Here is a 23,532-nt window from a genome sequence, read left to right on the forward strand (position 1 = left end):
AGCATGGACTATGCCAGACCGACCGAACTGGAGGAAGCGCTGGGGCTTTTATGCTCAAGGCGCTGGACGATTCTTGCCGGTGGCACGGATTTCTATCCCGCCCTCGGCGCGGGCCCGCTGAAGAGCGATGTGCTCGACATCAACGGCTTGTCGGCCCTTGAGGGCATTCACGAAACCGCGACGCACATCGTCATCGGCGCGCGCACGAGCTGGAGCGCGGTGATCGATGCGCCGCTGCCGCCCGCCTTCGACATGCTCAAGCTTGCCGCCCGTGAAGTCGGCTCGGTGCAGATCCAGAATGCCGGCACGGTGGCCGGCAATCTGTGCAATGCTTCGCCGGCGGCCGATGGGGTGCCGCCGCTTCTGGCGCTTGATGCAGAGGTGGAGCTGCGGTCTGCGGAGGGTGTTCGGTATCTGCCGCTTGCGGCCTTCATTCTCGGCAATCGCAAGACGGCGCGTGCGCCCAATGAACTGCTTACGGCGATCCGTGTGCCAAGGGCCTCGGCGCGCGGGAACTCGGGCTTCGTGAAACTGGGCGCGCGGCGCTATCTGGTGATTTCCATCGCCATGGCCGCTGCGCGGGTGGTGATTGATGGCGGGCGGATCGCGGAAGCGGCGGTCAGTGTCGGTTCTTGCTCGGCGGTGGCGCAGCGGCTCTCAGGCCTGGAGGCGCAGCTGAAAGGCGCGCGGGTTGCGGATATCCGCTCTGCGGTGGCGTCGTGCGACCTGTCCGAGCTGTCGCCCATCGACGATGTGCGCGGCACGGCCGCCTATCGGCTGGAAGCGGCGCGCGAAATCACGGCGCGGGCGCTGGAGCAGGCGCTTGGCGTTGCAGCGGAAAGAGGGGCCATGGCATGAGCGCAGAGCGACTTTCCGTTTCGTTCGAGGTGAACGGCGAGCCCGTTGTGGCGGAGGTTTCTCCACTCCAGCGGCTTTCTTCCGTGCTGCGTGACGGGCTGGGGCTGACCGGCACCAAGGTTGGCTGCGATGCGGGCGATTGCGGGGCCTGTTCGGTTGAGGTGGATGGCGCGGTGGTCTGCGCCTGCCTCGTGCCGGCGGCGGGGCTGTCGGGCAGCCGCGTGCGCACGGTGGAGGGGCTTTCCAATGGCAGCCTGTCGGCGCTTCAGGAATCCTTCCTGCGCCATGGTGCAGCCCAGTGCGGCATTTGTACGCCGGGCGTTCTCGTGAGCGCGGCAGCACTTCTGGAAAAGAACCCTGCGCCATCTGAAACCGAGGTTCAGGATGCGCTTGGCGGCGTTTTGTGCCGCTGCACCGGCTATCGCAAGATCATCGATGCGGTGATGAACGCCAACCGTTCGGTTGCTTCGGATGCGGCCATGGTGGAGCAGGGCCGCGCCGTTGGCGCGTCGCCCATCAGGCTCGATGGCGAACGCAAGGTGAGTGGGGCTGAGGTGTTCGGCGCGGATGAACGTCCGGCCGATGCGCTTTCGGTGGCGGTGGTGCGCTCGCCGCACTGGCATGCGGATTTCGAGATCGGCGACACGGAGGCGTTCATCGCGGCGCATCCCGGCATTGTCGCGGTCTTCACGGCAGCCGACATTCCGGGCGAAAACCGGTTTGGCGTCATTCCGCCTTTCGCCGACCAGCCGGCGCTGGCCGGGGGGCGGGCGCGGTTTCGTGGTGAGGCTGTGGCGCTGATCGCCGGCGAACGCGCGGCCATCGAGGCGCTGGACATGGATGCGTTTCCGGTCAGCTGGAAGGCGCTGCCCCATGCGCTTACGCCGGATGAGGCGCGGCGTCCGGACTTTCCCGATCTGCATGAGGGGCGCACGGGCAATCAGCTCACACAGGGCTTTGTGGAGAGTGGTGATCCCGAGGCGGCTCTGGCGGGTGCTTTCGTTTCTGTCTCCGGCGAGATCGAGACATCTTATGTGGAGCATGCCTATATCGAGCCCGAGGCGGGGTTTGCGGCGATGGAGGGCGACACGCTGGTCATCAAGGCCTGCACGCAGGCGCCTTACATGGACCGCGACGACACCGCCAGGGTTCTGGGCCTGCCGCCTGAAAAGGTGCGCATCGTGCCGCTGGCGGCGGGGGGCGGTTTTGGCTCCAAGCTCGACATCTCGCTACAGCCGCTGGTGGGGCTGGTGACGCTCAAAACGGGCCGGCCGGCGGCGATGGTCTACACGCGGGGCGATTCCATGCGCTCCACCACCAAGCGGCACCCGGCGGCCATGCGCGCCTCAATCGGTGCGGATGCGGCGGGGCGCGTCACCGGCATGGTGTTCGAGGGGGATTTCAACACCGGTGCCTATGCAAGCTGGGGGCCGACCGTGGCGAACCGTGTGCCGGTTCACGCCTCCGGCCCCTATCGCACGCCGAATTATCGCGCCACGGGTCGGGCGATCCACACCAATGGTCCGGTATCGGGCGCGTTTCGCGGCTTTGGCGTGCCGCAGGCGACCATCATGCAGGAAACGCTTTATGACCGGCTGGCGGAGAAGCTTGGCCGCGACCGGCTAGCGTTCCGCATCGACAATGCGCTTGTCGATGGTGATCGCACCACTTGCGGGCAGGCGCTTTCAGGCGTTGGCATTCGCGACTGTCTCGAGGCGCTGAAACCGCACTGGGCGCGTGCCCAGGCGGAAGCCGATAGCGCCAATGCGGGCGACGGGAGGCTGCGGCGCGGCATCGGCGTTGCGTCCTGCTGGTATGGCTGCGGGAACACGGCGCTGCCGAACCCCTCGACGATCCGCGTCGGCATCACGGCGTCCGGTGCGGTGATGCTGCATCAGGGCGCGGTGGATATCGGGCAGGGCTCCAACACGGTGGTGACGCAGATCTGCGCGGACGCCAGCGGTTTGCCGCTTTCGGCGTTCCAACTCGTGGGCGGGGATACGGGCGTCACGCCGGATGCGGGCAAGACGTCTGCCTCGCGCCAGACCTATGTGACGGGCAAGGCTGCGGAGAAGGCGGGCCGCGCTTTGCGGGAGAAAATTTTGCGCTTCGCAAATGTGTCGGATGCGGCGGTGATCGGTCTTGAAGACGGGGCGCTTGTCATTCGCGAGGGGGCGGTGCGGCGGCGTGTTGAGCTCGCTGAGATTGAAGCCGGTTCTGATGGCTATGTGTTCTGCGCGGAGGAAACCTACGATCCGCCCACAACGGCGCTGGACGAGAAGGGGCAGGGTGTTCCCTACGCCGTTTACGGCTATGGCGCGCAGCTTGTGGAGCTGGAGGTCGACACCACGCTTGGTACGGTGCGGCTTCTGCGGATCGTCGCCGCTCACGATGTGGGCCGCGCCATCAACCCGCTTCTGGTGGAAGGCCAGATCGAGGGCGGCATTGCGCAGGGCATCGGCCTGGCACTGATGGAGGAATATGTTCCGGGCCGCACGGAAAACCTGCACGATTATCTGATCCCGACCATTGGCGACGTGCCGCCCATCGAAACCATTCTCGTGGAAGTGCCGGACCCGGAAGGGCCGTTCGGGGCGAAGGGGCTGGGCGAGCATGTGCTGATCCCCACCGCGCCGGCGATCCTCAATGCGATCCGTCATGCGGTGGGTGTCGAGGTGACGAAAGTGCCGGCCACGCCAAGCCGCATTTTGGCGGCCATCCGGGCGCGGGAGGCAGGACAATGAACGAGCTGACCGAACGTTTCGAGGCGACGCCGCCCAAAAAACCGGCAGGCGACAAGCTGCGCTGCGATGCATGCCCCGTCATGTGCTACATCGCCGAGGGGCGCACGGGCGCTTGTGATCGCTACGGCAATTTCGACGGGCGCATCACACGCTGCGACCCGGTGACCATTCTCGAACACGCGGCCGAGGAAGGCGACCCGGTGGTACCCTTTGAGGGGGAAGCGCCGTGGGATGGCGAACTGGTCAACACCAAGCGCCGCTTCGTGAGCGCGGTCGGCGCGGGCACCACCTATCCCGACTACAAGCCCGCCCCCTTCATTGTGTCGCAGGAGGTGGAAGGCGTCGATCTCGTCACGGTCGTGACGGAGGGGATTTTCTCCTATTGCGGCGTGAAGGTGAAGATCGACACCGACCGGCATCTCGGCCCTGAAGCCGCGACGGTGCGCGCGGATGGCGAGGCGGTCGGCCATGTGACCACGGCTGAATATGGCAGCCAGATGCTCTCGCTCGGCGGGGTGCAGCACCTGACGGGCGGCTCCAAGGCGGAAGGCCGTGTCACCTGCCAGGCGCTGATGGACCTGTGCAACAAGAAGCCGGTGGAACTGACCATCGACGGCGGTGCAGGCATTGTCGTGCAGGCGGGAAAGCCGCCGGTCATCGACGGCACGCGCGAGGAGCGCATGCGGGTCGGCTGCGGGTCGGCGACCATTGGCATGTTCGCCTCGCAATGGAAGGGGCTGGTGGACGAAGTGGTTGTCGTCGATGACCACATCACCGGCGTCGTGTCCGAGCATCAGGCGGGCAAGGTGATCGGCTGGGAAGACACCGGCATCAAGATCATCGGCCGACGCTCCACACCGGGGCGCTATTTCAAGGTGTCCGAGCCGGGGCTGGGCTGGGGCGGCACGACCATTGACGATCCGCTGGAAATTCTTGGCCCCTTCAATGAGAAGAAGGGTGCACGGCCCGGACTTTCGCTGCTCATGGTGTCCACCACGGGCGAGCAGTTTTCCTATTACGAGCTCGATGAGGCGCTGAAGCCCGTCAAGAAACCATTCCCCGAACGCCTGCGCAAATCCGTGGAGCTGATCGAGGAGAATTGCGAGCCGGCGCTTTGCACCGTTCTGTTCATGGGCGGTGCGGGAGGCAGTCTTCGCGCTGGTGTGACGGAGAATCCGGTCAATCTCACGCGCTCGGTTCAGGGGCTCAGAACCTATGTCACGGTTGGCGGCGCGCCGGTTTATGTGTGGCCGGGCGGTGGCATCACCATCATGGTGGATGTGATGCGCACGCCCGAGAATGCTTTTGGTTATGTGCCGACCCCGGCGCTGGTCGCGCCCATCGAGTTCACGCTCCGGCGGGAGGATTACATTCGCCTCGGCGGCTATGCGGATGAGATCCGCAGCGTGGAAGACGTGCTGGAAAAGGGTGGCGAATATTTCAATCAACGTGAGGCGCGGGGCGCTGCCGCATCGAACCCCTGGCCGCCGCTACACCAGTTGCGCCGGGAGCCGAAGCGGTGAGCGGCCCGACCGCCAGCTGGTTGGCCGATGGGCGTCGTCTGCATCTGAACCACGGCCCGATTGATCTGATTGTCGAGGCGTTCGGCGCGGAAGATGAATGCCGTGCGGCCTGTCGGCAGGCCGTTGCGCGGTTCGATACGATCCTTGAAGAACTGGTGGCGGAACTGCCGGCTCTGCGCAGCCCTGTCGGTGAAGAGCCGCGCAGTTTTGCATCCACCACCGCGCGCCGCATGGAGGCGGCGGTAGAGCGCCATGCGCCTGCCTTTGTCACGCCCATGGCGGCGGTGGCCGGGAGCGTTGCCGATGAGGTTCTTGCTGCTCTCGTTGAGGGGCGGACGCTGGCGCGCGCCTATGTGAACAATGGCGGCGACAGCGCGTTTTATCTCAGGGAAGGCGAAAGCCTCGAAGCGGCCATTGCCGGAACTGGAAATAGCTTCGCCGACCGCGTGACAATCCGCTCAGGCGATCCCGTGCGGGGCATGGCGACGAGCGGGTGGCGCGGGCGCAGTCATTCCCTCGGCATCGCCGATGCGGTGACGGTGCTGGCGCGTTCCGCTGCTTCTGCCGATGTGGCGGCGACGCTGATCGCCAATGCGGTTGATCTGCCGGGGCACCCGGCAATATCCCGCGTTCCGGCCTGTGAAATCGATCCCGACAGTGATCTGCGCGACCGTCTGGTGACGCAGGCTGTTGGCGCGCTCTCGGGTTCCGAGGTTGCGCAGGCGCTTGGGCGCGGTCATGCCGTGGCCGAGGCGATGCGCGACCGTGGTCTCATCGAGAGTGCGGCCCTTTTCCTGTGCGGTGCGGTGCGCGAATGCGGCGCTGCCCCGCTTGTCAGCATGCGTGATCGCGCCGCCAAAGGCGCAACCGGACCCAGAAACATTTCCAGCAACAGGATTGCCCATCATGCCTGAATTCACCCTGCGCAAGATCGCGCTCGTGACCGAAGAAATTCTCCATGAGGGCGGCCCGGCCCCGATGAAGCCGCGTCGCCGCGCCGCCGCTCTGGCACTGGTGAAGAACCCCTTCGCCGGGGGCTATGTGGAAGAGGTCGAGAGCGCGATGGAGGATTTGAAGCCGCTCGGGCTGGAGATGTCCGACCGCCTCATCGCTGCGCTTGGCGGTGACATTGCGGTGATCGACGGTTTCGGCAAGGGCGCCATTGTCGGCACGGCCGGTGAGCTGGAACACGGGGCGCTGTGGCATGTGCCGGGCGGTTACGCCATGCGTGAGCGGCTGGGCGATTCGAAGGCCATCGTGCCCTCATCCAAGAAGGTGGGCGGGTTTGGCGCGCGCATCGATATTCCGCTCGGCCACATCAACGCGGCCTATGTGCGCAGCCATTTCGACGCGATGGAAGTGGGGATGCCGGATGGTCCGCGCCCCGACGAAATCCTGTTTGTGCTTGCCATGGCCTGTGGACCGCGTATCCATGCGCGCATGGGCGGCCTGACGGTCGACGAAGTGAAAGGCGAGGACGGTCTCAGATGACAGTGGAGCGCGACGGGCTCGGGACGCAGGCCGATAACAACACGGCCGATGTCTATGAGCTCGGCGAGCAGGTTGGCTTCATCCTGCGCAAGGCCAACCAGCGCCATCTGGCGATTTTTGCGGCGCGCATCAGCGATCTGACGCCGCCGCAGTTTGCTGCGCTGGCAAAGCTTCACGAGGTTGGCGCAACCTCCCAGAATCAGCTTGGCCAGCTTGTGGCGATGGACGCCGCGACCATCAAGGGCGTTATCGACCGGTTGAAGGCCCGCGATCTCGTTGCGCTTGAGCCGCATGGCAGTGACCGGCGTCGTCTGGTCGTCAGCCTGAGCGACAAGGGCAGGGAGACCATCGAGGCGCTCCTGCCCGATGCGCTGGAGGTGAGCGAGGAGACGCTGGCTCCGCTGACCCAGCGCGAGACCGCCACCTTTCTGCGCCTTCTGGCAAAGCTCGCCGAAGGCTGAGGCCAAAGCGCCGTGCGTCCGAATGGACGCACAAAGGACGCTCTAACCTCTTGAAAACACGCATCGTGCTTTCCGGAAATCGATTCCGATTTTCGGGCCGATGCTCTAACCCCGGTTATAGGCGGGTTTTGCGCTCAGGAATGTGAGCAGTGCGCCATAAGGCGCGAGCATGGCGAAGCCGATCAGCAGTTTTACAGCGAAATCGCCCAGCGCCAGCGAAAGCCACAGGGGCGCTTCGATGCCTGTGCCGAACAGCGAGACCGGGAAGGCCAGAGAAGCGTCTTCCAGGCCGAATGCCGTGTCGAGAAAGGCAAACCGCGCGGCGAAAGCCAGCGAGAAGAAGAGCACCGTGTCGAGCATGGAGCCGATCAGCGTCGAGATGAGCGGCGCGCGCCACCATGCGCTGCCGCGAAGCCGGTCGAAAACGGCGACGTCGAGAAGCTGTGCAAAGAGGAACGCTGCGCCCGAGGCAATCGCGATGCGCGGGCTGGCGAGCCAGATCGAGAGAATCACCGCCAGCACGAAGCCTGAAAGCACCACCCGCCGGGCGGCGCCGGGGCCAAAGCGGCGATTCGTCAAATCGTTGATGAGAAACGCCACCGGATAGGTGAAAGCGCCCCAGGTGAGAAGCTCACCCAGGCCAAAATGGCGAAACGGAAACTGAACGAGAAAGTTCGAGGCGGTCACGATGATCGCCATGGAGGCCATGAAAGGCCAGATCGCATAAAGCCGATTCATTTTTTTATCCTGGGTGATGGAACCAGAAAGCTCGCCAGCGGTACAAATCCTGAAAAGGCTTGAAGCCTCAACCCGGGAAATGCACGCCCCATGGCGAGCCGATCATCCTGTCAAACAGTGCCCCGGCTTTGCCGGGGCGCAGAAGCCTCAGGCAGCTGCAACCTGTTCGGACATCTTCTTCTCGACCTGCTTCTTCAGCAGACGTGCACGCTGGGAAAGCTCATTCGCTTTCGCCTTCACGAGGAACGCGTCGAGGCCACCACGGTGCTCCACCGTGCGCAGGGCGCTGGCGGAAACGCGCAGACGCACGTTCTGGCCAAGAGCCTCGGACTGCAGGGTCACGTGGCACAGGTTGGGCAGAAAGCGACGACGCGTCCTGTTGTTCGCGTGGCTAACATTGTTGCCGGTCATTACGGCTTTGCCGGTCAGTTCGCAGGCGCGGGACATTTTTCAAACCTTCATCGTCTTGGCCCGTCCATACCCCACTGCCGCACCTTGAATTGGCGGCGCGCGGTTGATCATTGGCGGCCTTATGGAAAAAGTTGCCGTTCCATAGAGATATTTGGCGAGCGGGTCAAGCACCCAGCGCCCCTGTTCGGACAATCTCCATGGCCCTTTTCCAAAGAAATGCCTTAATATTCCTCTTCACGCAAGGGGAAGGGACGCTGCCGGTTCGCTGGCCTGGCTAGAGGAGACCGCTCGTGATGCGGCCTGCTGGATATTGTCTTGTTGTTGCGATTGGCTTTTGCGCCGCTTCAGGAACCGCTCTGGCGGAGACCGAGACGCACCGCCTTCGCTATGATGCGTTTCTCTATGGCATCCCCATTGGAAAGGCCGATTTCACGAGCCGTCTGGACGAAAGCCGCTTCGAGGTTTCGGGGCGGTTCGCCAGCGCCGGCATTGCGCGCCTGTTCGACAAGACGGATGGCACGGTGATTTCGAAAGGCCGGCTCTCCGGCGATGCCGTGACGCCATCTTCCTATGAGCTTGCCTATCTGAGCGGCAAAAAGCGTGAAACGACCACGATCCGTTTTTCCAAGGGGCAGATCACGGAGACGGTGATAACGCCGAAGCCCAAGAAGCGCGGCAGGGACTGGGTGGCCGTGTCGAAGAAGGATCTCGCCGGGGCCCTTGATCCGCTGTCGGCCCTGCTGTCGCCAGCGGCAAGTGCAGCCGACGTCTGCAACCGCCGCTTCAAGGTGTTCGATGGCGAAATGCGTGCAGACATCGTTTTTTCTCCGGCAGCCAGGGGAGAGCGGATCGGCACGGACCTGATCACCTGCAGGGCGAAGTTCATCCCGGTCTCGGGTTATCGCAAGGGCCGCTCGACCATCGCTTTCCTGCGCGACAAGGCTCGTCTATTGGTAGCCTTCAGGCCGCTGGGGGCGCGTGGCCATCACACGCCCGTTGAAGCGCGGATCGGTACCAAGGTCGGCACGGTGCATATCAGAGGCCGTCCGGTTGATTGAGGGGCGCATCTGCGCCGGGAGGGGATTTTGGCGCGCGCCACGCTGATCGGATTTACCGCTGTTGCCATGTGGGCGCTTCTGGCGCTTTTTACAGCCGGGTCGGGCGCTGTCCCGCCATTTCTCCTGTCGGCGCTGGCCTTTTCGGTAGCCGCGCTGATCGGTCTCGTCATGCGGGTGGCCGCGCCGTCCTCTGCGCCTGCCGCGCCCATTCCGCCCGTGGTCTGGCTGATCGGCATTGCCGGCCTGTTCGGCTACCACTTTTTCTATTTCACCGCCCTGCGCAATGCGCCGGCGGTGGAGGCGAGCCTGATCGCCTATCTCTGGCCGTTGCTCATCGTGCTCGGCTCCGCGCTCATGCCGGGCGAGCGGCTCGGCTGGCATCACATTGCCGGCGCGCTTCTGGGGCTTGCGGGCACCGCGCTCATCATCACCAAGGGCGGGGGCTTCACCTTCGAGAGCCGCTATGCGCTGGGCTATGCGGCGGCGGGGGCCTGCGCGTTTTTCTGGTCCGGTTATTCGCTCCTGTCGCGCCGTTTTCAGGCCGTGCCGACGAGCGTCGTGACCTGGTTCTGTGCGGCGACGGCGATCCTTTCCGCGCTCTGCCATGTGCTGCTTGAAGAAACCGTCTGGCCGGGCTCCACGAGCGAGTGGCTGAACGTGCTCGGTCTCGGGCTGATGCCGGTGGGCGCTGCGTTCTACGCCTGGGATTACGGGGTCAAGCGCGGCAACATTCAGGTTCTGGGCGCGGCGAGCTATGCCGCGCCGCTTCTTTCGACGCTGATCCTGATTGGAGCCGGCGCGGCGGAACCCTCCACCAGCATCATCGCCGCCTGTCTGCTGATCACCTTCGGCGCGGTGCTCGCGGCAAAGAACATGATCCTGAGACCGTCGCGGAAAAAGGCCGGTGAGCCGGCCTGATCCCGTGGCGTGAGGTCAGGACCTGTGGTGTGAGGTCAGGAAATGTCCTTGCGTTTCCTGATTTCGGCGAAGACTTCCTCTTCGCTCGCGCCTTCCATACCGAGATTGCGGCGGATCACCGGATCATGCGCGCGCAGGAATGGATTGGTGGCCATCTCCGCGCCGATGGTGGTTGGCAGGGTGGGCCTGCCCTCGCTGCGCAGACGCGCAATCTCCTTTGCACGCTCCTTGAGCACCGGGTTGGTGGGGTCCACCGTCAGGGCGAAGCGCGCATTGGTTTCCGTATATTCGTGGCCGCAATAGACGGTTGTCTCAAGCGGCAGGGCGGCAAGCTTCTGGAGTGAGGCGAGCATGACCGGCGGCTTGCACTCGAACAGCCGCCCGCAGCCAAGCGCAAACAGCGTGTCGGCGGTGAACACGACGCCGGAATCGGCGAAGTAATAGCTTACGTGCCCCGCCGTGTGCCCTGGCGTTTCGATCACCCGAACCGCCTGCTTGCCGACGCGTACCGTGTCGCCTTCCTTCACAGTGCTGTCGATGCCGGGAATGCGTCCGGCTTCTGCCGCCGGGCCGATGATGGTCAGGCCGAAACGCTCCTTGAGCGCGAGATTGGCTTCCACATGGTCGGGGTGATGGTGGGTTGTCAGGATCATCGTCGGACGCCAGCCGGTGCGTTCCACGGCTGACAGGATGGCGCGTTCTTCCGGCGCGTCGATCAGCGCCGTTTCGCCGGTTTCGCTGTCATGGGCCAGAATGCCGAAATTGTCGCTGCGACAGATGAATTGTTCGATTTCCAGGGCCATGAATCTCTCCGTTGTCGGCTGGACGATAGGGCGGGGGCGGCGGCTTGTCACGCCGGGTGCGACAATTCTTGCCGGTGTCGTGGAAGGGGGGTACCGTCCCTGCCATGATTTCGGACATTGTCGCGCTTCGCGCCTTCTATTCCTCCCTGCTCGGTCATCTGGCCGAGCGCTCCATCGCCATGGCGCTTTCCGCCATCTGGTCGAAAAGCACCAGCGAGCGGTTTGTCGGTCTCGGCTACACGCTGCCCTGGCTCGACCGTTTCGGCGCGGATGCGGAGCGCACCTTCGCCTTCATGCCGGCCATGCAGGGCGCGGTGCCGTGGCCCTCGGGCAAACCCTCCGCCACCGCTCTGGTGTTCGAGGAGGAACTGCCGCTGCCCGACGCCTCCGTCGACCGTGTGCTGATGGTGCATGCGCTGGAGCATGTGGAGAACCCGCAGCAGGCGCTTCTGGAAATCTGGCGTGTGCTGGCCCCGGGCGGGCGGCTGATCATTGCCGTGCCGAATCGGCGTGGCATGTGGGCGCGTTTCGAGCACACGCCGTTTGGCACCGGGCGGCCCTATTCGCGCGCCCAGCTTGCCGAGGCGCTGCGCGAGGCGAATTTCACCGCCACGGCCTGGGGGGACGCGCTGCACTTCCCGCCATCCGAGCGGCGCTTCATGCTGCGGCTGCATCAGCTTCTGGAGCAGGCCGGGCGGCGCTTCTGGCCGATTTTCTCGGGCGTTCTGGTGGTCGAGGCTGAGAAGCGCCTTTATCAGGGATTGCCGGTGGCGGCGCGGGCCTCGCGGCGCGTTTTCGTTCCGGTGCTTTCGCCGCAGGGCGCAACACGGGTTGGCGGCCTTCGTCGCGCTGGGGGGCGCAATGGGAGCCGAAACGGGGGAAAGGGATAACCATCATGGCAATGAGCACATCCGTTACGGAACTCTTCGGCATCGAACTGCCGATCCTTCTGGCGCCCATGGCGGGATCTGCCGGATCGGCGCTTGCGATTGCCGTGAGCAGCGCCGGCGGTCTGGGCTCACTGCCCTGCGCCATGCTGACGCCGGAGAAGATACGCGCCGAGATGGAGGCCATCCGAAAGGGAACGGACGGACCGGTCAATCTGAACTTCTTCTGCCATGTGCCGCCTGAACCCGATCCCGCGCGCGAGGCGGCATGGCGCGAGCGTCTGCGGCCTTTTTATTCCGAATTCGGCATCGATCCCGATGCGGCCCCGCCCGGTGGCGGGCGCAATCCTTTCAACGAGGAAAGCTGCGTCATCGTCGAGGAGACGCGCCCGGAAGTGGTGAGCTTTCACTTCGGCCTGCCGGATGAAGCGCTGATGGCGCGCGTGCGCGAAGCGGGGGCGAAGATCATCGCTTCGGCGACCACCGTGGCCGAGGCGCGCTATCTGGAGGAAAACGGCTGCGACGCCATCATCGCGCAGGGCGCGGAAGCCGGCGGTCATCGCGGCGTCTTTCTGGAGCCGGAGATTGCGACGCAGCCCGGCACGCTGGCGCTGGTGCCGCAGGTGGTGGACGCGGTTTCCGTTCCGGTCATTGCAGCCGGTGGCATCTGCGACGGGCGGGCGGTGGCGGCTTGCTTCATGCTGGGAGCTTCCGCAGTGCAGGTGGGGACGGCCTATCTGCAATCGCCCGAGGCGCTGACCGGCGCGGGCCATCGCGATGCGCTGGCGCTGGCGCGGGACGACCGCACGGTTCTGACCAATGTGTTCACCGGCAGGCCAGCCCGCGGGCTTTTGAACCGCTTCGTCAGCGAAGTGGGACCGATGAGCGATGATGCGCCGGAGTTTCCGCTGGCGACGGCTGCCATTGGCCCGCTGCGCGCTGCGGCGGAAAAGGCCGGGGTGAGCGATTTCTCGCCCTTATGGGCGGGGCAGGCGGCGGCTCTGGCCGCGCCCATGCCGGCGGGCGAACGCACGGTGAAGCTCGCCCGCGACGCTGCCGCGCTTCTACGCGGCTAGCAATTTCATTTCGTAGCCTGATGCCCTGCGCCGATCTCCGCCAGATCGTAGGGCGTTGATTGGTAGACCTGGTTGATCCAGTTGCCGAACAGAAGATGCGCGTGCGAGCGCCAGCGGTTTAAGGGCGGGCGGCTCGGATCATCATCGGGGTAATAGCCGTGCGGCACGGCGACCTCGGTTCCCGAAGCCACATCGCGATCATATTCCTCCTTCAGCGAGGTGGAATCATATTCGATGTGGTTGAACATGTAGAGCCGGTTGCCCGTCTCCTCCGTCAGCAGGCATGGCCCGGTTACATCCGATTCCATCAGCACCTGCAGGCCCGTTTCGGGCTTAATGTCGGCGGAGCGCACTTCGGTCCAGCGGGACACCGGAATGGCGAAATCGTCGGAGAAACCGGCGAGGAAGGGCGAGGCGGGTGCGTTGTTGCGATGGCGGAAGACGCCGAACGCCTTCTTCTCCAGCGTGTATTTGGGAATGCGGTGAAAGTGCCATGCGGCGGCCATTGCGCCCCAGCAGATGAAGAAGGAGGAGTGGACGTTGGTCAGCGTCCAGTCGAAAATCTTCTCCAGTTCCTTCCAGTAGGTGACGTCTTCGAACGACAGAAGCTCGATGGGCGCACCCGTGATGATGAAGCCGTCGAACTTGCGGTCGAGCACTTCTTCCCAGGTCTGGTAGAAGGAGATGAGGTGGTCTTCCGACGTGTTCTTGGCGCGGTGGTTGCCGATGCGCACAAGCGTCAGCTCCACCTGAAGCGGCGAAGCGCCGATGAGGCGGGCGAACTGCGTTTCGGTGCGGATCTTGTTCGGCATGAGGTTGAGCAGTCCGATCTGCAGCGGGCGGACGTCCTGCCGCAGCGCTGTTTCCTCGTCCATCACGGACACACCTTCACGCACGAGCACGTCGCGGGCGGGAAGCTGGTCGGGGATCTTGATCGGCATTGTTTTGCTCCAAACAAAAAGGACCGGGCTCCAAACAAAAAGACCGGCAGCGAAATCGCGGCCGGTCTCAGCAATATTCTTGCATCGCACGGCCTTTTAGCGAGTTGTTTTACGTGGCTGCAAGCCGACCGGCCAAATCACCACGAATGGAGATCATTATTTAAGGTGGCGTTTTCTTTGCGTCAATCGCCGTCATGGTCTAAAGCATCTGACGGATTTTCGCCTGAGACAGGCGTTCCCATCAACCGTTTCCCTAGAGCAGGACCATTCAATGAGCACGTCCGACCGTCCCGAACCGAAGCCCGGTGTCATGGATATCGCCGCTTATGTACCCGGTCGCGAAAGCGCGCCCGGCGCCATGAAGGTGTGGAAGCTCTCCTCCAACGAGTCCCCGCTTGGCCCTTCGCCAGCGGCCGTTGAGGCGATCTCCAAAGCCATGGGACATCTGGAGCTCTATCCGGACGGTTCGGCGACGGCGCTGCGCGAGGCGATTGCCGAGACCTATGGCCTGAACCCGGCCAACATTCTCTGCTCCAATGGTTCTGACGAACTGCTCGGCCTGCTGGCCCAGACCTACATCAAGCCCGGCGATGAAGGCATCTTCACCGAGCATGGCTTCCTCGTTTACCGCATCCAGATCCTGGCCGCCGGCGGCAAGCCGGTGGTGGTGAAGGAAGACAATGAGCGCACCGACGTGGATGCGATCCTTGCGGCGGTGACGCCGAAGACGCGCATCGTTTTCCTGGCCAACCCGAACAATCCGACCGGCACCTATATTCCGGTTGAAGAGGTGCGCCGCCTGCAGGCCGGCCTGCCGAAGGATGTGCTTCTGGTGCTGGACGCCGCCTATGCGGAATATGTGCGCCGCAACGACTATGAAGCCGGCATCGAGCTGGTGTCGTCGAGCGAGAATGTCGTCATGACGCGCACCTTCTCGAAGATCCACGGCATGGCGGCGCTGCGCATCGGCTGGATGTATGCGCCGGCTCACGTGGTGGACGCGGTGAACCGCGTGCGCGGCCCCTTCAACGTCAATGCGCTGGCCATTGAGGCCGGTGCTGCGGCGATCCGCGACAAGGCGCATCTGCAGCGCGCGCTTGAGCACAACGAGACCTGGAGCGCCTGGCTGGTTGAAGAGCTTGGCAAGCTTGGTCTGCGTGTGACGCCCAGTGTCTGCAACTTCCTGCTGATCCACTTCCCGGAGAATGGCGGCAAGACGGCTGCGGAGGCCGATGCCTTCCTTGGTTCGCGCGGTTATGTGCTGCGGCGTGTGGTGCCTTATGGTTTCCCCAACGCCCTGCGCCTGACCGTCGGCCCGGAAGAGGCCAACCGCGGCGTCGTCGCCGCTCTCAAGGAATTCATGGAAGGCTGAATCGTGCCTGACCCTCTTTTTAACAAGGTCGCGCTGATCGGCATCGGCCTGATTGGCTCGTCGCTTGCACGCGCCATCAGGCATGCCGGTCTGGCGTCGACCGTCGCCATCTCGACGCGCAGTGAACAGACGCTGGAAAAGGCCCGCGAGCTGGAACTGGGCGATGTCTACGAGCAGGACGCCGCTGCGGCGGTGCGCGATGCCGATCTGGTGATCATTTCGGTGCCCGTTGGCGCTTCGGGTGCGGTGGCGCAGGCGATTGCGCCGGCGCTGAAGTCGGGCGCGATCGTGACCGACGTTGGCTCCACCAAGGCATCTGTTGTCGCGCAGATGCAGCCGCATCTGCCGGACACTGTGCATTTCATTCCCGGCCATCCCATTGCCGGTACGGAGGATTCCGGACCTGCCGCCGGTTTTGCCGATCTGTTCGAGGGGCGCTGGTGCATTCTGACGCCGCTGCCGGACACGGATGCGGATGCGCTGGCGCGTCTGTCAGCCTTCTGGGAAGGCTGTGGCGCGATGGTCGACAGCATGGACCCGGAGCACCACGACATGGTGCTGGCCATCGTTTCGCACCTGCCGCACATCATCGCTTACAACATTGTCGGTACGGCGGACGATCTGGAAGCGGTGACGAAATCCGAGGTCATCAAATATTCGGCCTCCGGTTTCCGCGACTTCACGCGTCTGGCAGCGTCAGACCCGACCATGTGGCGCGATGTGTGCCTGCACAACAGCGACGCCATTCTGGAGATGCTGGCGCGTTTTTCGGAAGACCTTTCCGCGCTTCAGCGCGCGATCCGCTGGGGCGATGGCGACAAGCTGTTCGAGATGTTCACGCGCACCCGCGCCATCCGTCGCTCCATCATCGAGGCGGGCCAGGACATCGACGTTCCGGACTTCGGACGTCACGCGCTGGCCCATCCCGAAAAGCCGTAAGGCTTATCTGACGGGCGGTACGCGCCCGAGCGGAATGAAACCGACAAAGACACGGCCCTGGCGGATATTGACCGGCAGGGTCGGCGCCTTGCCGAGATTGGCAAGCCCCGACGTGATGCTTTGGATCTGATCGCGCTGTGCGGGGAAAAGATCGCCGGCAAGACGCGCAATGGTCTGCGGCTCGTTGACCGTGACGCGCAGCTCGGCGTCAATCAGACCGTTCTCCGCAATCCGGATCGGCCCCTGAAGGCTGAGCCCGGCCTCGGTGCCGGCCACGCTGAGGCGCAGGTTCTGCACATTGCCGGAGCGTCCACGCAGCCCGTTTCGTGCATTGGCCAACAGCGCCACGCCATCATCCAGCGACAAAAGCACTTCACCATCAAGCGCCGGAATGGTCGCGCCGCTGGTGAGAGCCGGGTCGAGCGAGAGCTTTTGCGCGATGAAGGCGAAATCCACATTCGCGCCGTTCTGGCGTGTGTGGGTCTGAATGCTGTCTGCGCGCGCAATGGGCTGACGCGTATCGTCGTCCAGCGTCAGGACCACATTGGTGGCCTCGCTCGAAACGCGCTCCGGCAGGCGGGTGGTGAGACGCGCGCTGAGGCGCATATTGTCCCAATTCGCTTCAACCGGCGGGAAATGGGGGGCGGTAATTTTCGCGGGCGAATCCAGTTCACCCACGGTGCGCATCGGCTGATAGACCTGCGCTGCGGAACGGAACGCGCCGGCATTCACGGAGACGCCGGTCTCGGCGTTTTCGAAGGAAACGCTGCGGCAGAACAGGCCGATGCGGAAGGGATAACCCCGGGCCGTCGGTTCCTCGCAATTGACGTTCTGCTGGCCGAGATTGATGTCCTCGATGGCCGTGATGGTGCGGCGCTCCAGCGTGTCGGCAGCATAGAACCAGCCGCCGGTGTAAACGAGAATGGCCAGCACAATGAACAGCGCGAACAGCAGGAAGCGGCGGCTGGTATTGCGTTTGGTGCGTTTTCTTGACGGCATGAAGTCCTCCGGTTAACCCGTTCGCCACCAGTGATGACGACACAGCAACACCCTTTCAAGCATTGGGCAGGCGATATGGACGATTTTTGGGTCTTTGGCTACGGATCGCTGATGTGGCGGCCGGGTTTCGCCCACACCGAGACCCGCAAGGCCAGACTGCACGGCTATCGCCGGGCGCTCTGCATCCATTCGCATGTGCATCGCGGCACGCCGGACCGGCCGGGGCTGGTGCTCGGGCTGGACCGTGGCGGTTCATGCCTTGGGCTTGCTTTTCGGGTGCCGGGAGAATTGCAGCGCGAAGTGGTGGACTATCTGCGCGAGCGCGAGCTGGTCACCAATGTCTATCTGGAGCGCCGGGTGGGCATTCGGCTTGAGGATGGTTCGGCGGTCGAGGCTTTGACCTATGTGGTCGACCGCGCCCACGGGCAATATGCCGGCAGCATGGATATCGACCACGCGGCGCAGCAGGTGAGCGCGTCCGTCGGGCAATCCGGGCCCAATGTCGACTATGTGCGCAACACGGTCGAGCACCTGCAGGCGCTGGGCATTCGCGATCACTGGCTTGAAGCGGTGGCTGCCCGCATCGGCAATGCGGGCAAGGGCGCTATCTAGGGGCAGGACACGGCTTCAGGAGGCGGCGGTGACGCCCAGCTCCTGAAGGCGTTTGCGGGCTGTCTCCGGCAGCGGCGGCGGATTGGCCGATGTGGCTGCCTCCACCAGCATTTCATCGCAGGCCGCTTCCGTTTCGCCGACAAGGCGCTTCTGGAACTCCTCGCGCGACAGGCCGGGTTCGATGGGCGGCAGGAAGCGCGCGCGAATGACGCCCGGATGGCGCAGGAACTTGCGCCGGGGCCAGAACAGGCCGGCCGCATGGGCAACCGGCACCACCGGGACGCCAAGCTGTGCGTAGAGCTCGACAATGCCGTATTTATAGGCCGGTTCCGCGCCCGGCGGACGGCGCGTGCCTTCGGGATAGATGATGAGCTGGCGATTTTCCTTCATCAGCTCATGGGCCTGTTTTACCGCCTGCTTGAGGGCCTTGGTGCGGCTGCCGCGATTGATCGGGATCATGCGCATCTTGGCCACGTACCAGCCGAAGAAGGGGATCCACATCAGCTCGCGCTTCAGGATGTAGAGCGCATCGGGGATGTGCGGCAGAAAGGCAATCGTGTCCCAGAAGGACTGATGCTTGGGCGCGATGATGCAGGGACCGTCCGGGAGGTTCTCCAGCCCCGAAATCTCCGAGCGCCCGCCGGTCATTGCCTGTTGCAGCCACAGGCTTGAGGCGGCCCAGAACTTCGGCACGAACCACGCCTTCTTGCGTGGCAGCAGGAAGAAGATGGGTGTCCAGAACAGCATCTGCACGATGAGGTTCAGGTAGAAGACGGCATTGAAGGCGGCTGATCGGATGAGGAGCATGAATAGGGCCCGTTAGGTTCTTGTGAGGCTCTTACAGCAACCGGGGAGCGAGGCAAAGCGCCTGTGGCAGAGCATCATGGGGCGAGCGCCAGTGGATTTCAGTTCTCCTGCAGATCGGCCTGGGCGGTTTCTGCCGTCTTTTTCAGGAATGTCATGCGGGGAAGGGGGACGACCTCGCGCACCAATGCACCGACATATTTCGTGTATTCCGTGGCGAGCACGCGCAGCGCGTTCGGCTTTGCGAGCCACGCGCCATTGTCGAGTGGCGTGTTGACCACGGGATAGGGATGCACCTGCGCATCGGGCAAAAGGCGGCGCATTTCCAGAAGGCTGCGCGGCATGTGGTAGTTGTTGGTCACCAGGATGATGCTGTCATAGGCGTTGGCCTGCACCCATTTGGCGCTTTCCTCGGCATTGCCGATCGTGTCGAGCGCGGCATGGTCGATGTCGACGCAGCATTCGAAGAGTTCTGTCTCGCTGCCGGTGGCGATCCGCAGATCGTCTGCCCGGGCGATCGGGTTGACGCCGCTGATGAGAAGGCGTTTGCCCTTGCCGTTTTTCAGGAGTTCGACAGCGGCGTCGATGCGCGACTGGCCGCCGGTGAGGACGACGATGCCGTCTGCATCGTCAATGTCGCGGGGGACGGAGAGATGGCCGATATGGTCGGCAAATAAACCGAAGCCTGCGATGAAAACGAACACACCGATGGTGCACACCAGCAAAAGCACCCTGAACACGCGACGCGCGCCGGATCGCCGGCTGCGGCGTGGTGCGTGACCCTGGCCTTTCAGGCCATGCTGGGGCTCCTGTGTCATGCGGTGATCGTTAACTGCAAATTGCGGCGATGGATAGTCGACACGCATCCGGTGAACAGGTCAATTGGGACATCATCGCGGCTACATCGTGTCGGGATGGGCGGTGTCGACATTCTTCAGATAGGAGAGCACCGTCACATGGGTGGTTGCCGCTGTCAGGACGGCAATCACGATCACGATTGCGCCGACGCCGATATAGCCGGATGGACCGATGGCGAAATTGCCGAACAGGGCCGTGGCCTGATCGGCCTCGGGCGTGGCCATGTTGCGCGATGACCACCAGTAGAAGCCGATGAAAACGAGGATGGCGGCAAGGCCGCCGGCGGCAGCGCCTTTCATGCCGGCAAACAGGAAGTGCCGGCGGAATTGCGAGGCGATGAAGGGGGCTTCCGCTCCCACGAAATGCAGCACCTCGATGATGTGTCCATTGCCGGCCATCGCGCCGCGCGTGGCGAAGATGACGGTGAGCGCCGTGGCCGAAAGCATCAGCGCCAGCGCGGACATGCCGATGGTGACCGTGGTGCGCGCCATGGCGACGAGCCGGTCGACCCAGGTGCGGTGATCGTCCAGCGTCGCATTGGCGACGTTTTGCGACAGTTCTGCGCGCATGGCCGCGAAATCGGGCCGCGCTGTCGGGTCGATGGTGACGATCACGAGCCGGGGGACGGGCAGGCTCTCAATGTCGAGACCGGTTCCGAGCCACGGTTCGAGCAGGCGTGCGGTGGCCTCGGCGTCGACGATGTTTGCGTTGAGAACGCCATTGTAACCGGCGGCGATGTCGCGGGCCTGGGCGAGGGCGGCGTCCATGTCCAGCCCCTCATCGGGTTTGATCTGGATGGTCGCTTCGCGGGAGATCTGCGTCTGCCAGGTGGAGGCGGTATCGCGCACCAGCGTCACCGCGCCCAGGGTGAGGCACGAAAGAAAGGTCATGATCGCGATCACGAGCACCATGGCGCGGCCGGCAATGTTGTCCGACGGCACGATGGGTGTCTGCTTGCGCGACACCGCGCCGCGCGCGCCCGAACTCAGGCGTGCGCCGACATTCTTCAGGAGGCGGGTCGTCTCAGTCATAGATTTCCAGCCTTCCGCCCGAAAGCACCATGCGGCGCGCATCCACCTGATCCATCAGGCCGAGGTCGTGGGTGGCGATGACGACGGCGGTGCCGAGCCGGTTGAGCTCCAAAAGAAGCCGCAGCAGGCGGCGGGCGAGTTGCGGGTCCACATTGCCGGTCGGTTCGTCGGCGAGCAGGATGCGGGGCTGCTCGATGAGCGCGCGGGCGATGGCCGCGCGCTGCTTTTCACCGCCGGACAGGATGGGCGGCAGCACATGCATGCGCTCGCCTAAACCCACCCATTTCAGGAGTTCGATCACGTCGCTGCGATAGGTGGATTCATCGCGCCCGCGAACGCGCAGCGGCAGCGCCACATTCTCATAGGTGGTGAGATGATCCAGCAGGCGAAAGTCCTGAAAGACCACGCCGATATTGCGGCGCAGGAGCGGCAGCTCCGTGCGGGTGATCTTGGAGCGGTCCTTGCCGAAAATCGTGATCAGGCCGCGCGTCGGCTTCAGCGACATGAAAAGCAGGCGCAGGAGCGTTGTCTTGCCGGCGCCGGAAGGGCCGCTCAGAAACTGGAAGGATCGCTCCGGCAAATGAAACGAGACATCGCGGAGGATCTCCGGACCCATCCCGTATCTATGGCCGACATTTTCAAATCGAATCACGAGGAACCTGCGTTCGTTGGGTGGCGGGTGTTGCCGGGACGCATTCTGTCAGACCATCAATGCGCATGGTTAATAGCAAGTTAACTCCTGCTTGATATGCGGGAGGTCGAAGCATTAACCATTTCCATTTAGCCCGGAAAGGCGGATCACGAAAGGATAGTCTGCCGGCTATGAGGCACTCCGACAGCGCACGCCCTCTTTCGGGCGAAATCATGATGCCTGACCGGGCGCGCGGATCGCAGCGCCAAAGCGATGCCGGGCGCGATGCCGGGCGCGATGTGGTCGATGTGGGCTTCGAAACGCTTGCGCCCGGCGAGAACACCGAAGCGCGCAAGCCGCGCGCGGCGCTGCCGTCGGGTGAAACCGTCTCGGGCCTCGACATGCTGAAGCCGGGCGCAGCACACCGGCGCGTGAAGCGCGGGCCGGCAGGCCCGCTGTTCTGGGCGGTGGGCGCGCTTTTCATCGCCGGCGCGTTCTGGGTGTCTGGCGGGCACAGCCTGGTGCAGGCGATGGATTTCGGTCAGCGGGAGACGCCGTCGCAGGCCCTGCGTCTGGTGGAGGTGACATCGCGCGTCGAACGGCAGGGATCACAGGCGCTTCTCATCGTTGATGGCGCAGCCTTTAACGGCGGCAGCAAGATTGTCGCCATTCCATCAATCTCCATCAACGTTACCTCCGAAAACGGCTCGACAACGCGTTATTTTTTGGGGACAAACGAACAACACCTCGGACCGGGCGCGCGCTTTCCCTTCTCCAGTCGGCTGGTCGCGCCTAGTGAAGGTGTAAAGTCCGTTTCTGTGACGTTTCGTTCGTCGTAGATCATCTGCTGAATACCCGGTTCCGGACCAGATCGTTTCGGGCCGCCCTTACAGGAGTTCGCCGCCCCATGCCTGTTGTACGCGGCAAGGAAATCGAGGTTTTGTTCTCGGCCTCGACCATCGCAAGGCGCAATCTGGAACTCGCCAAGGACATCGCTTCGCGCGAGTATGACGACCTTCTGGTGATCTCCGTTCTCAAGGGATCGTTTATTTTCGCAGCCGATCTGATCCGCGCGATGCACGATGTGGGCATCTCGCCGGAAGTGGAGTTCATCATGATCTCCAGCTACGGGGCGGGCACGGAGAGCGGCAAGATCAAGGTGTTGCGCGACATCGACAACGATGTGAAAGGGCGCGACATCCTTCTGGTCGATGACATTCTGGAATCCGGCAAGACACTGAAGCACACGAGCGAACTGATGATGTCGCGCGGCGCAAAATCAGTGTCCGTTGCGGTGCTGCTCGACAAGCATTCGCGGCGGCAGACGGAAATCGACGCCGATTTTGTCGGTTTTGAATGCCCCGACTATTTTGTCGTGGGCTATGGAATGGACGTGGCGCACGCGTTTCGCGAGCTGCCTTTCGTCGGCATCGTCAAGGGCGATGCCTGAACGGAGTGATTTTTAGAAAAGTGGGGGCTGGCGTATTTACCGAAGGGTAATCGGATCGGGTGAAAACAGGTCATGGCTAAGCTTCTTATTGTCGAAGACGACGACTCCGTACGTAATTTTACCGCCCGCGCGCTGAGCGCTGCCGGTCACACCGTGGAAACCGCGGGTGACGGGCTGGAAGGGCTTGAGCGAATCAATGAAACGGCCGGCGATTACGATCTGGTCCTGTCGGACATTCGTATGCCGGCCATGGACGGCATCGAGATGGCGCGGGCCGTGGCAAACGCCTTTCCGGGCCTGCGTCTTCTCCTGATGACCGGCTATGCGGATCAGCGCGAACGCGCCGTGGAGCTTGAAGGCACCGTCAGGGGCGTCGTGAACAAGCCCTTCACGCTGAGCGAACTGCGCCAGCGGGTTGGCGAGGTTCTCGCCGCCTGACCGGCGCTTCTGCAATGGTTCAGATTGCCCGCCATGCCTCCGGATGGGGGCGGGGGCGGGCGATCAGATGACCGTGCGTTTCGCAGCCGTGGCTGCGTCGCCGGTGTTCGGTGTGCCCGTTGGCTCGATCAAGAGGAGATGCGCTTCCTTGCGGGCCACCGGGCAATGCTCGACATCTTTCGGCACGACGAACATTTCACCCGGTTTCAGCGTGACGGTGCGGTCGCGCAGCTGAATGTCGATTTCGCCCTTTAGCACGAGAAAGAAGTCGTCGGTGTCGGGGTGAGAATGCCATTTGAATTCGCCCTCGACCTTCACGACCATCACGTCATGGCCGTTGAAGGTGGCCACGGTTCGCGGTGACCATTTTTCGTCAAAGGCAGACAGTTTTTCCGCCAGATTTATCGCATCACTCATCGCACCCCTCCGCTTCATGAAATGAAAATACGCAAAATGCCGAAACGTGACGGGTCCGGGTTGTTCTGCGGG

The 23,532-nt window shown here is 63.6% G+C and carries 26 protein-coding genes and 1 riboswitch; of the genes, 16 read left to right on the forward strand and 10 right to left on the reverse strand.

All coding sequences use genetic code 11. The features are described from left to right. Window positions 1–3 precede the first annotated feature (3 nt). From NDI72_RS06835 to NDI72_RS06860, 6 genes are read left to right on the forward strand one after another with little or no spacing between them, the layout of a single operon-like run. Complete coding sequence (locus NDI72_RS06835) at window positions 4–858, forward strand: FAD binding domain-containing protein (RefSeq protein ID WP_283800010.1); 855 nt, start codon at window positions 4–6, stop codon at window positions 856–858. Further along, a complete protein-coding gene (locus NDI72_RS06840; RefSeq protein WP_283800011.1) occupies window positions 855–3,602 on the forward strand; it encodes a molybdopterin-dependent oxidoreductase in 2,748 nt (915 codons plus the stop codon). Before NDI72_RS06835 ends, NDI72_RS06840 begins: the two co-directional genes overlap by 4 nt. Then, window positions 3,599–5,125, forward strand: a complete 1,527-nt coding sequence (locus tag NDI72_RS06845; protein WP_206548341.1) for a 6-hydroxynicotinate reductase — start codon at window positions 3,599–3,601, stop codon at window positions 5,123–5,125. Before NDI72_RS06840 ends, NDI72_RS06845 begins: the two co-directional genes overlap by 4 nt. Beyond that, window positions 5,122–6,039, forward strand: a complete 918-nt coding sequence (locus NDI72_RS06850; RefSeq protein WP_283800012.1) for a UPF0280 family protein — start codon at window positions 5,122–5,124, stop codon at window positions 6,037–6,039. Before NDI72_RS06845 ends, NDI72_RS06850 begins: the two co-directional genes overlap by 4 nt. Then, entirely contained in the window at window positions 6,032–6,616 is a 585-nt protein-coding gene (locus tag NDI72_RS06855) for an amino acid synthesis family protein (RefSeq protein ID WP_283800013.1), read from the forward strand. Before NDI72_RS06850 ends, NDI72_RS06855 begins: the two co-directional genes overlap by 8 nt. Next, a complete protein-coding gene (locus NDI72_RS06860; protein WP_283800015.1) occupies window positions 6,613–7,077 on the forward strand; it encodes a MarR family winged helix-turn-helix transcriptional regulator in 465 nt (154 codons plus the stop codon). Before NDI72_RS06855 ends, NDI72_RS06860 begins: the two co-directional genes overlap by 4 nt. Window positions 7,078–7,182: 105 nt before the next feature. Here NDI72_RS06860 and NDI72_RS06865 read toward each other — a convergent pair whose 3' ends face one another. Both NDI72_RS06865 and rpmB read right to left on the reverse strand, forming a co-directional pair. Continuing rightward, entirely contained in the window at window positions 7,183–7,815 is a 633-nt protein-coding gene (locus tag NDI72_RS06865) for a queuosine precursor transporter (protein WP_283800016.1), read from the reverse strand. A gap of 147 nt (window positions 7,816–7,962) precedes the next feature. Continuing rightward, on the reverse strand, window positions 7,963–8,262 hold the full coding sequence (gene rpmB, locus NDI72_RS06870) for a 50S ribosomal protein L28 (RefSeq protein WP_113153159.1): 300 nt from the start codon (window positions 8,260–8,262) through the stop codon (window positions 7,963–7,965). A 257-nt stretch (window positions 8,263–8,519) separates the two neighbouring features. On the opposite strand from rpmB, the gene NDI72_RS06875 reads away from it, so the two are divergent. Both NDI72_RS06875 and yddG read left to right on the forward strand, forming a co-directional pair. Then, window positions 8,520–9,284: a DUF3108 domain-containing protein gene (locus NDI72_RS06875; RefSeq protein WP_206548338.1), complete on the forward strand. Its 765-nt coding sequence runs from the start codon at window positions 8,520–8,522 to the stop codon at window positions 9,282–9,284. Between the two features lie 27 nt (window positions 9,285–9,311). Then, entirely contained in the window at window positions 9,312–10,202 is an 891-nt protein-coding gene (yddG, locus tag NDI72_RS06880; protein ID WP_206546190.1) for an aromatic amino acid exporter YddG, read from the forward strand. Window positions 10,203–10,237: 35 nt separating this feature from the next. On the opposite strand, the gene gloB is transcribed toward yddG, so the two are convergent. Further along, window positions 10,238–11,005, reverse strand: a complete 768-nt coding sequence (gloB, locus tag NDI72_RS06885) for a hydroxyacylglutathione hydrolase (protein WP_283800017.1) — start codon at window positions 11,003–11,005, stop codon at window positions 10,238–10,240. 104 nt (window positions 11,006–11,109) lie between these two features. On the opposite strand from gloB, the gene NDI72_RS06890 reads away from it, so the two are divergent. Then, window positions 11,110–11,895, forward strand: a complete 786-nt coding sequence (locus NDI72_RS06890; protein WP_206546192.1) for a class I SAM-dependent methyltransferase — start codon at window positions 11,110–11,112, stop codon at window positions 11,893–11,895. Between the two features lie 5 nt (window positions 11,896–11,900). Then, complete coding sequence (locus tag NDI72_RS06895; protein ID WP_113153154.1) at window positions 11,901–12,968, forward strand: NAD(P)H-dependent flavin oxidoreductase; 1,068 nt, start codon at window positions 11,901–11,903, stop codon at window positions 12,966–12,968. 5 nt (window positions 12,969–12,973) lie between these two features. Here NDI72_RS06895 and metA read toward each other — a convergent pair whose 3' ends face one another. Then, window positions 12,974–13,909, reverse strand: coding sequence for a homoserine O-acetyltransferase MetA (gene metA, locus NDI72_RS06900; protein WP_283800018.1), 936 nt, complete (start codon window positions 13,907–13,909; stop codon window positions 12,974–12,976). A 76-nt stretch (window positions 13,910–13,985) separates the two neighbouring features. Beyond that, window positions 13,986–14,063: riboswitch (SAM riboswitch) on the reverse strand. Between the two features lie 117 nt (window positions 14,064–14,180). Between metA and hisC the strand changes: the two genes are divergently transcribed. Continuing rightward, on the forward strand, window positions 14,181–15,281 hold the full coding sequence (gene hisC, locus NDI72_RS06905) for a histidinol-phosphate transaminase (RefSeq protein WP_206546194.1): 1,101 nt from the start codon (window positions 14,181–14,183) through the stop codon (window positions 15,279–15,281). A 3-nt stretch (window positions 15,282–15,284) separates the two neighbouring features. Continuing rightward, entirely contained in the window at window positions 15,285–16,220 is a 936-nt protein-coding gene (locus NDI72_RS06910; RefSeq protein ID WP_283800019.1) for a prephenate/arogenate dehydrogenase family protein, read from the forward strand. A gap of 3 nt (window positions 16,221–16,223) precedes the next feature. Here NDI72_RS06910 and NDI72_RS06915 read toward each other — a convergent pair whose 3' ends face one another. Then, the gene (locus tag NDI72_RS06915) at window positions 16,224–17,219 is read right to left on the reverse strand and encodes a DUF2125 domain-containing protein (protein WP_283800020.1); all 996 of its coding nucleotides are present in this window, start codon (window positions 17,217–17,219) and stop codon (window positions 16,224–16,226) included. Window positions 17,220–17,294: 75 nt separating this feature from the next. On the opposite strand from NDI72_RS06915, the gene NDI72_RS06920 reads away from it, so the two are divergent. Further along, on the forward strand, window positions 17,295–17,831 hold the full coding sequence (locus NDI72_RS06920; RefSeq protein WP_206546196.1) for a gamma-glutamylcyclotransferase: 537 nt from the start codon (window positions 17,295–17,297) through the stop codon (window positions 17,829–17,831). A gap of 15 nt (window positions 17,832–17,846) precedes the next feature. On the opposite strand, the gene NDI72_RS06925 is transcribed toward NDI72_RS06920, so the two are convergent. The 4 genes from NDI72_RS06925 to ftsE form a co-directional block, all read right to left on the reverse strand. Then, the gene (locus NDI72_RS06925) at window positions 17,847–18,638 is read right to left on the reverse strand and encodes a lysophospholipid acyltransferase family protein (protein ID WP_206546197.1); all 792 of its coding nucleotides are present in this window, start codon (window positions 18,636–18,638) and stop codon (window positions 17,847–17,849) included. Window positions 18,639–18,736: 98 nt separating this feature from the next. Then, entirely contained in the window at window positions 18,737–19,453 is a 717-nt protein-coding gene (locus NDI72_RS06930; protein WP_283800021.1) for a YdcF family protein, read from the reverse strand. Between the two features lie 81 nt (window positions 19,454–19,534). Then, window positions 19,535–20,524, reverse strand: a complete 990-nt coding sequence (locus NDI72_RS06935) for a cell division protein FtsX (protein WP_206546199.1) — start codon at window positions 20,522–20,524, stop codon at window positions 19,535–19,537. After that, window positions 20,517–21,176, reverse strand: coding sequence for a cell division ATP-binding protein FtsE (gene ftsE / locus NDI72_RS06940; RefSeq protein WP_113153146.1), 660 nt, complete (start codon window positions 21,174–21,176; stop codon window positions 20,517–20,519). Before ftsE ends, NDI72_RS06935 begins: the two co-directional genes overlap by 8 nt. A 170-nt stretch (window positions 21,177–21,346) precedes the next feature. Between ftsE and NDI72_RS06945 the strand changes: the two genes are divergently transcribed. From NDI72_RS06945 to NDI72_RS06955, 3 genes are all read left to right on the forward strand, one after another. Then, entirely contained in the window at window positions 21,347–21,994 is a 648-nt protein-coding gene (locus tag NDI72_RS06945) for a hypothetical protein (RefSeq protein WP_206546200.1), read from the forward strand. Window positions 21,995–22,062: 68 nt separating this feature from the next. Continuing rightward, entirely contained in the window at window positions 22,063–22,605 is a 543-nt protein-coding gene (gene hpt / locus NDI72_RS06950) for a hypoxanthine phosphoribosyltransferase (RefSeq protein ID WP_113153144.1), read from the forward strand. A gap of 72 nt (window positions 22,606–22,677) precedes the next feature. Further along, on the forward strand, window positions 22,678–23,043 hold the full coding sequence (locus tag NDI72_RS06955; protein ID WP_283800022.1) for a response regulator: 366 nt from the start codon (window positions 22,678–22,680) through the stop codon (window positions 23,041–23,043). A gap of 63 nt (window positions 23,044–23,106) precedes the next feature. On the opposite strand, the gene NDI72_RS06960 is transcribed toward NDI72_RS06955, so the two are convergent. Further along, the gene (locus NDI72_RS06960) at window positions 23,107–23,460 is read right to left on the reverse strand and encodes a cupin domain-containing protein (RefSeq protein WP_206546202.1); all 354 of its coding nucleotides are present in this window, start codon (window positions 23,458–23,460) and stop codon (window positions 23,107–23,109) included. Window positions 23,461–23,532: the final 72 nt, after the last annotated feature.

It is taken from the genome of Nitratireductor sp. GZWM139, assembly GCF_030068685.1.
In the GTDB taxonomy this organism is placed as follows: Bacteria; Pseudomonadota; Alphaproteobacteria; order Rhizobiales; family Rhizobiaceae; genus Nitratireductor; species Nitratireductor aquimarinus.

Excerpts from the sequence above, each read along its gene's own strand:
- NDI72_RS06935 (WP_206546199.1), bottom strand. The coding sequence starts at position 20,524 with ATGACTGAGACGACCCGCCTCCTGAAGAATGTCGGCGCACGCCTGAGT.
- NDI72_RS06840 (WP_283800011.1), top strand. The coding sequence starts at position 855 with ATGAGCGCAGAGCGACTTTCCGTTTCGTTCGAGGTGAACGGCGAGCCC.
- NDI72_RS06920 (WP_206546196.1), top strand. The coding sequence starts at position 17,295 with ATGGACGATTTTTGGGTCTTTGGCTACGGATCGCTGATGTGGCGGCCG.
- NDI72_RS06925 (WP_206546197.1), bottom strand. The coding sequence starts at position 18,638 with ATGCTCCTCATCCGATCAGCCGCCTTCAATGCCGTCTTCTACCTGAAC.
- NDI72_RS06890 (WP_206546192.1), top strand. The coding sequence starts at position 11,110 with ATGATTTCGGACATTGTCGCGCTTCGCGCCTTCTATTCCTCCCTGCTC.
- NDI72_RS06845 (WP_206548341.1), top strand. The coding sequence starts at position 3,599 with ATGAACGAGCTGACCGAACGTTTCGAGGCGACGCCGCCCAAAAAACCG.
- NDI72_RS06875 (WP_206548338.1), top strand. The coding sequence starts at position 8,520 with ATGCGGCCTGCTGGATATTGTCTTGTTGTTGCGATTGGCTTTTGCGCC.
- NDI72_RS06930 (WP_283800021.1), bottom strand. The coding sequence starts at position 19,453 with ATGACACAGGAGCCCCAGCATGGCCTGAAAGGCCAGGGTCACGCACCA.
- gloB (WP_283800017.1), bottom strand. The coding sequence starts at position 11,005 with ATGGCCCTGGAAATCGAACAATTCATCTGTCGCAGCGACAATTTCGGC.
- NDI72_RS06855 (WP_283800013.1), top strand. The coding sequence starts at position 6,032 with ATGCCTGAATTCACCCTGCGCAAGATCGCGCTCGTGACCGAAGAAATT.
- NDI72_RS06960 (WP_206546202.1), bottom strand. The coding sequence starts at position 23,460 with ATGAGTGATGCGATAAATCTGGCGGAAAAACTGTCTGCCTTTGACGAA.
- NDI72_RS06895 (WP_113153154.1), top strand. The coding sequence starts at position 11,901 with ATGGCAATGAGCACATCCGTTACGGAACTCTTCGGCATCGAACTGCCG.
- rpmB (WP_113153159.1), bottom strand. The coding sequence starts at position 8,262 with ATGTCCCGCGCCTGCGAACTGACCGGCAAAGCCGTAATGACCGGCAAC.
- NDI72_RS06835 (WP_283800010.1), top strand. The coding sequence starts at position 4 with ATGGACTATGCCAGACCGACCGAACTGGAGGAAGCGCTGGGGCTTTTA.
- NDI72_RS06945 (WP_206546200.1), top strand. The coding sequence starts at position 21,347 with ATGAGGCACTCCGACAGCGCACGCCCTCTTTCGGGCGAAATCATGATG.
- NDI72_RS06915 (WP_283800020.1), bottom strand. The coding sequence starts at position 17,219 with ATGCCGTCAAGAAAACGCACCAAACGCAATACCAGCCGCCGCTTCCTG.
- metA (WP_283800018.1), bottom strand. The coding sequence starts at position 13,909 with ATGCCGATCAAGATCCCCGACCAGCTTCCCGCCCGCGACGTGCTCGTG.
- NDI72_RS06955 (WP_283800022.1), top strand. The coding sequence starts at position 22,678 with ATGGCTAAGCTTCTTATTGTCGAAGACGACGACTCCGTACGTAATTTT.
- NDI72_RS06865 (WP_283800016.1), bottom strand. The coding sequence starts at position 7,815 with ATGAATCGGCTTTATGCGATCTGGCCTTTCATGGCCTCCATGGCGATC.
- NDI72_RS06860 (WP_283800015.1), top strand. The coding sequence starts at position 6,613 with ATGACAGTGGAGCGCGACGGGCTCGGGACGCAGGCCGATAACAACACG.
- hisC (WP_206546194.1), top strand. The coding sequence starts at position 14,181 with ATGAGCACGTCCGACCGTCCCGAACCGAAGCCCGGTGTCATGGATATC.
- hpt (WP_113153144.1), top strand. The coding sequence starts at position 22,063 with ATGCCTGTTGTACGCGGCAAGGAAATCGAGGTTTTGTTCTCGGCCTCG.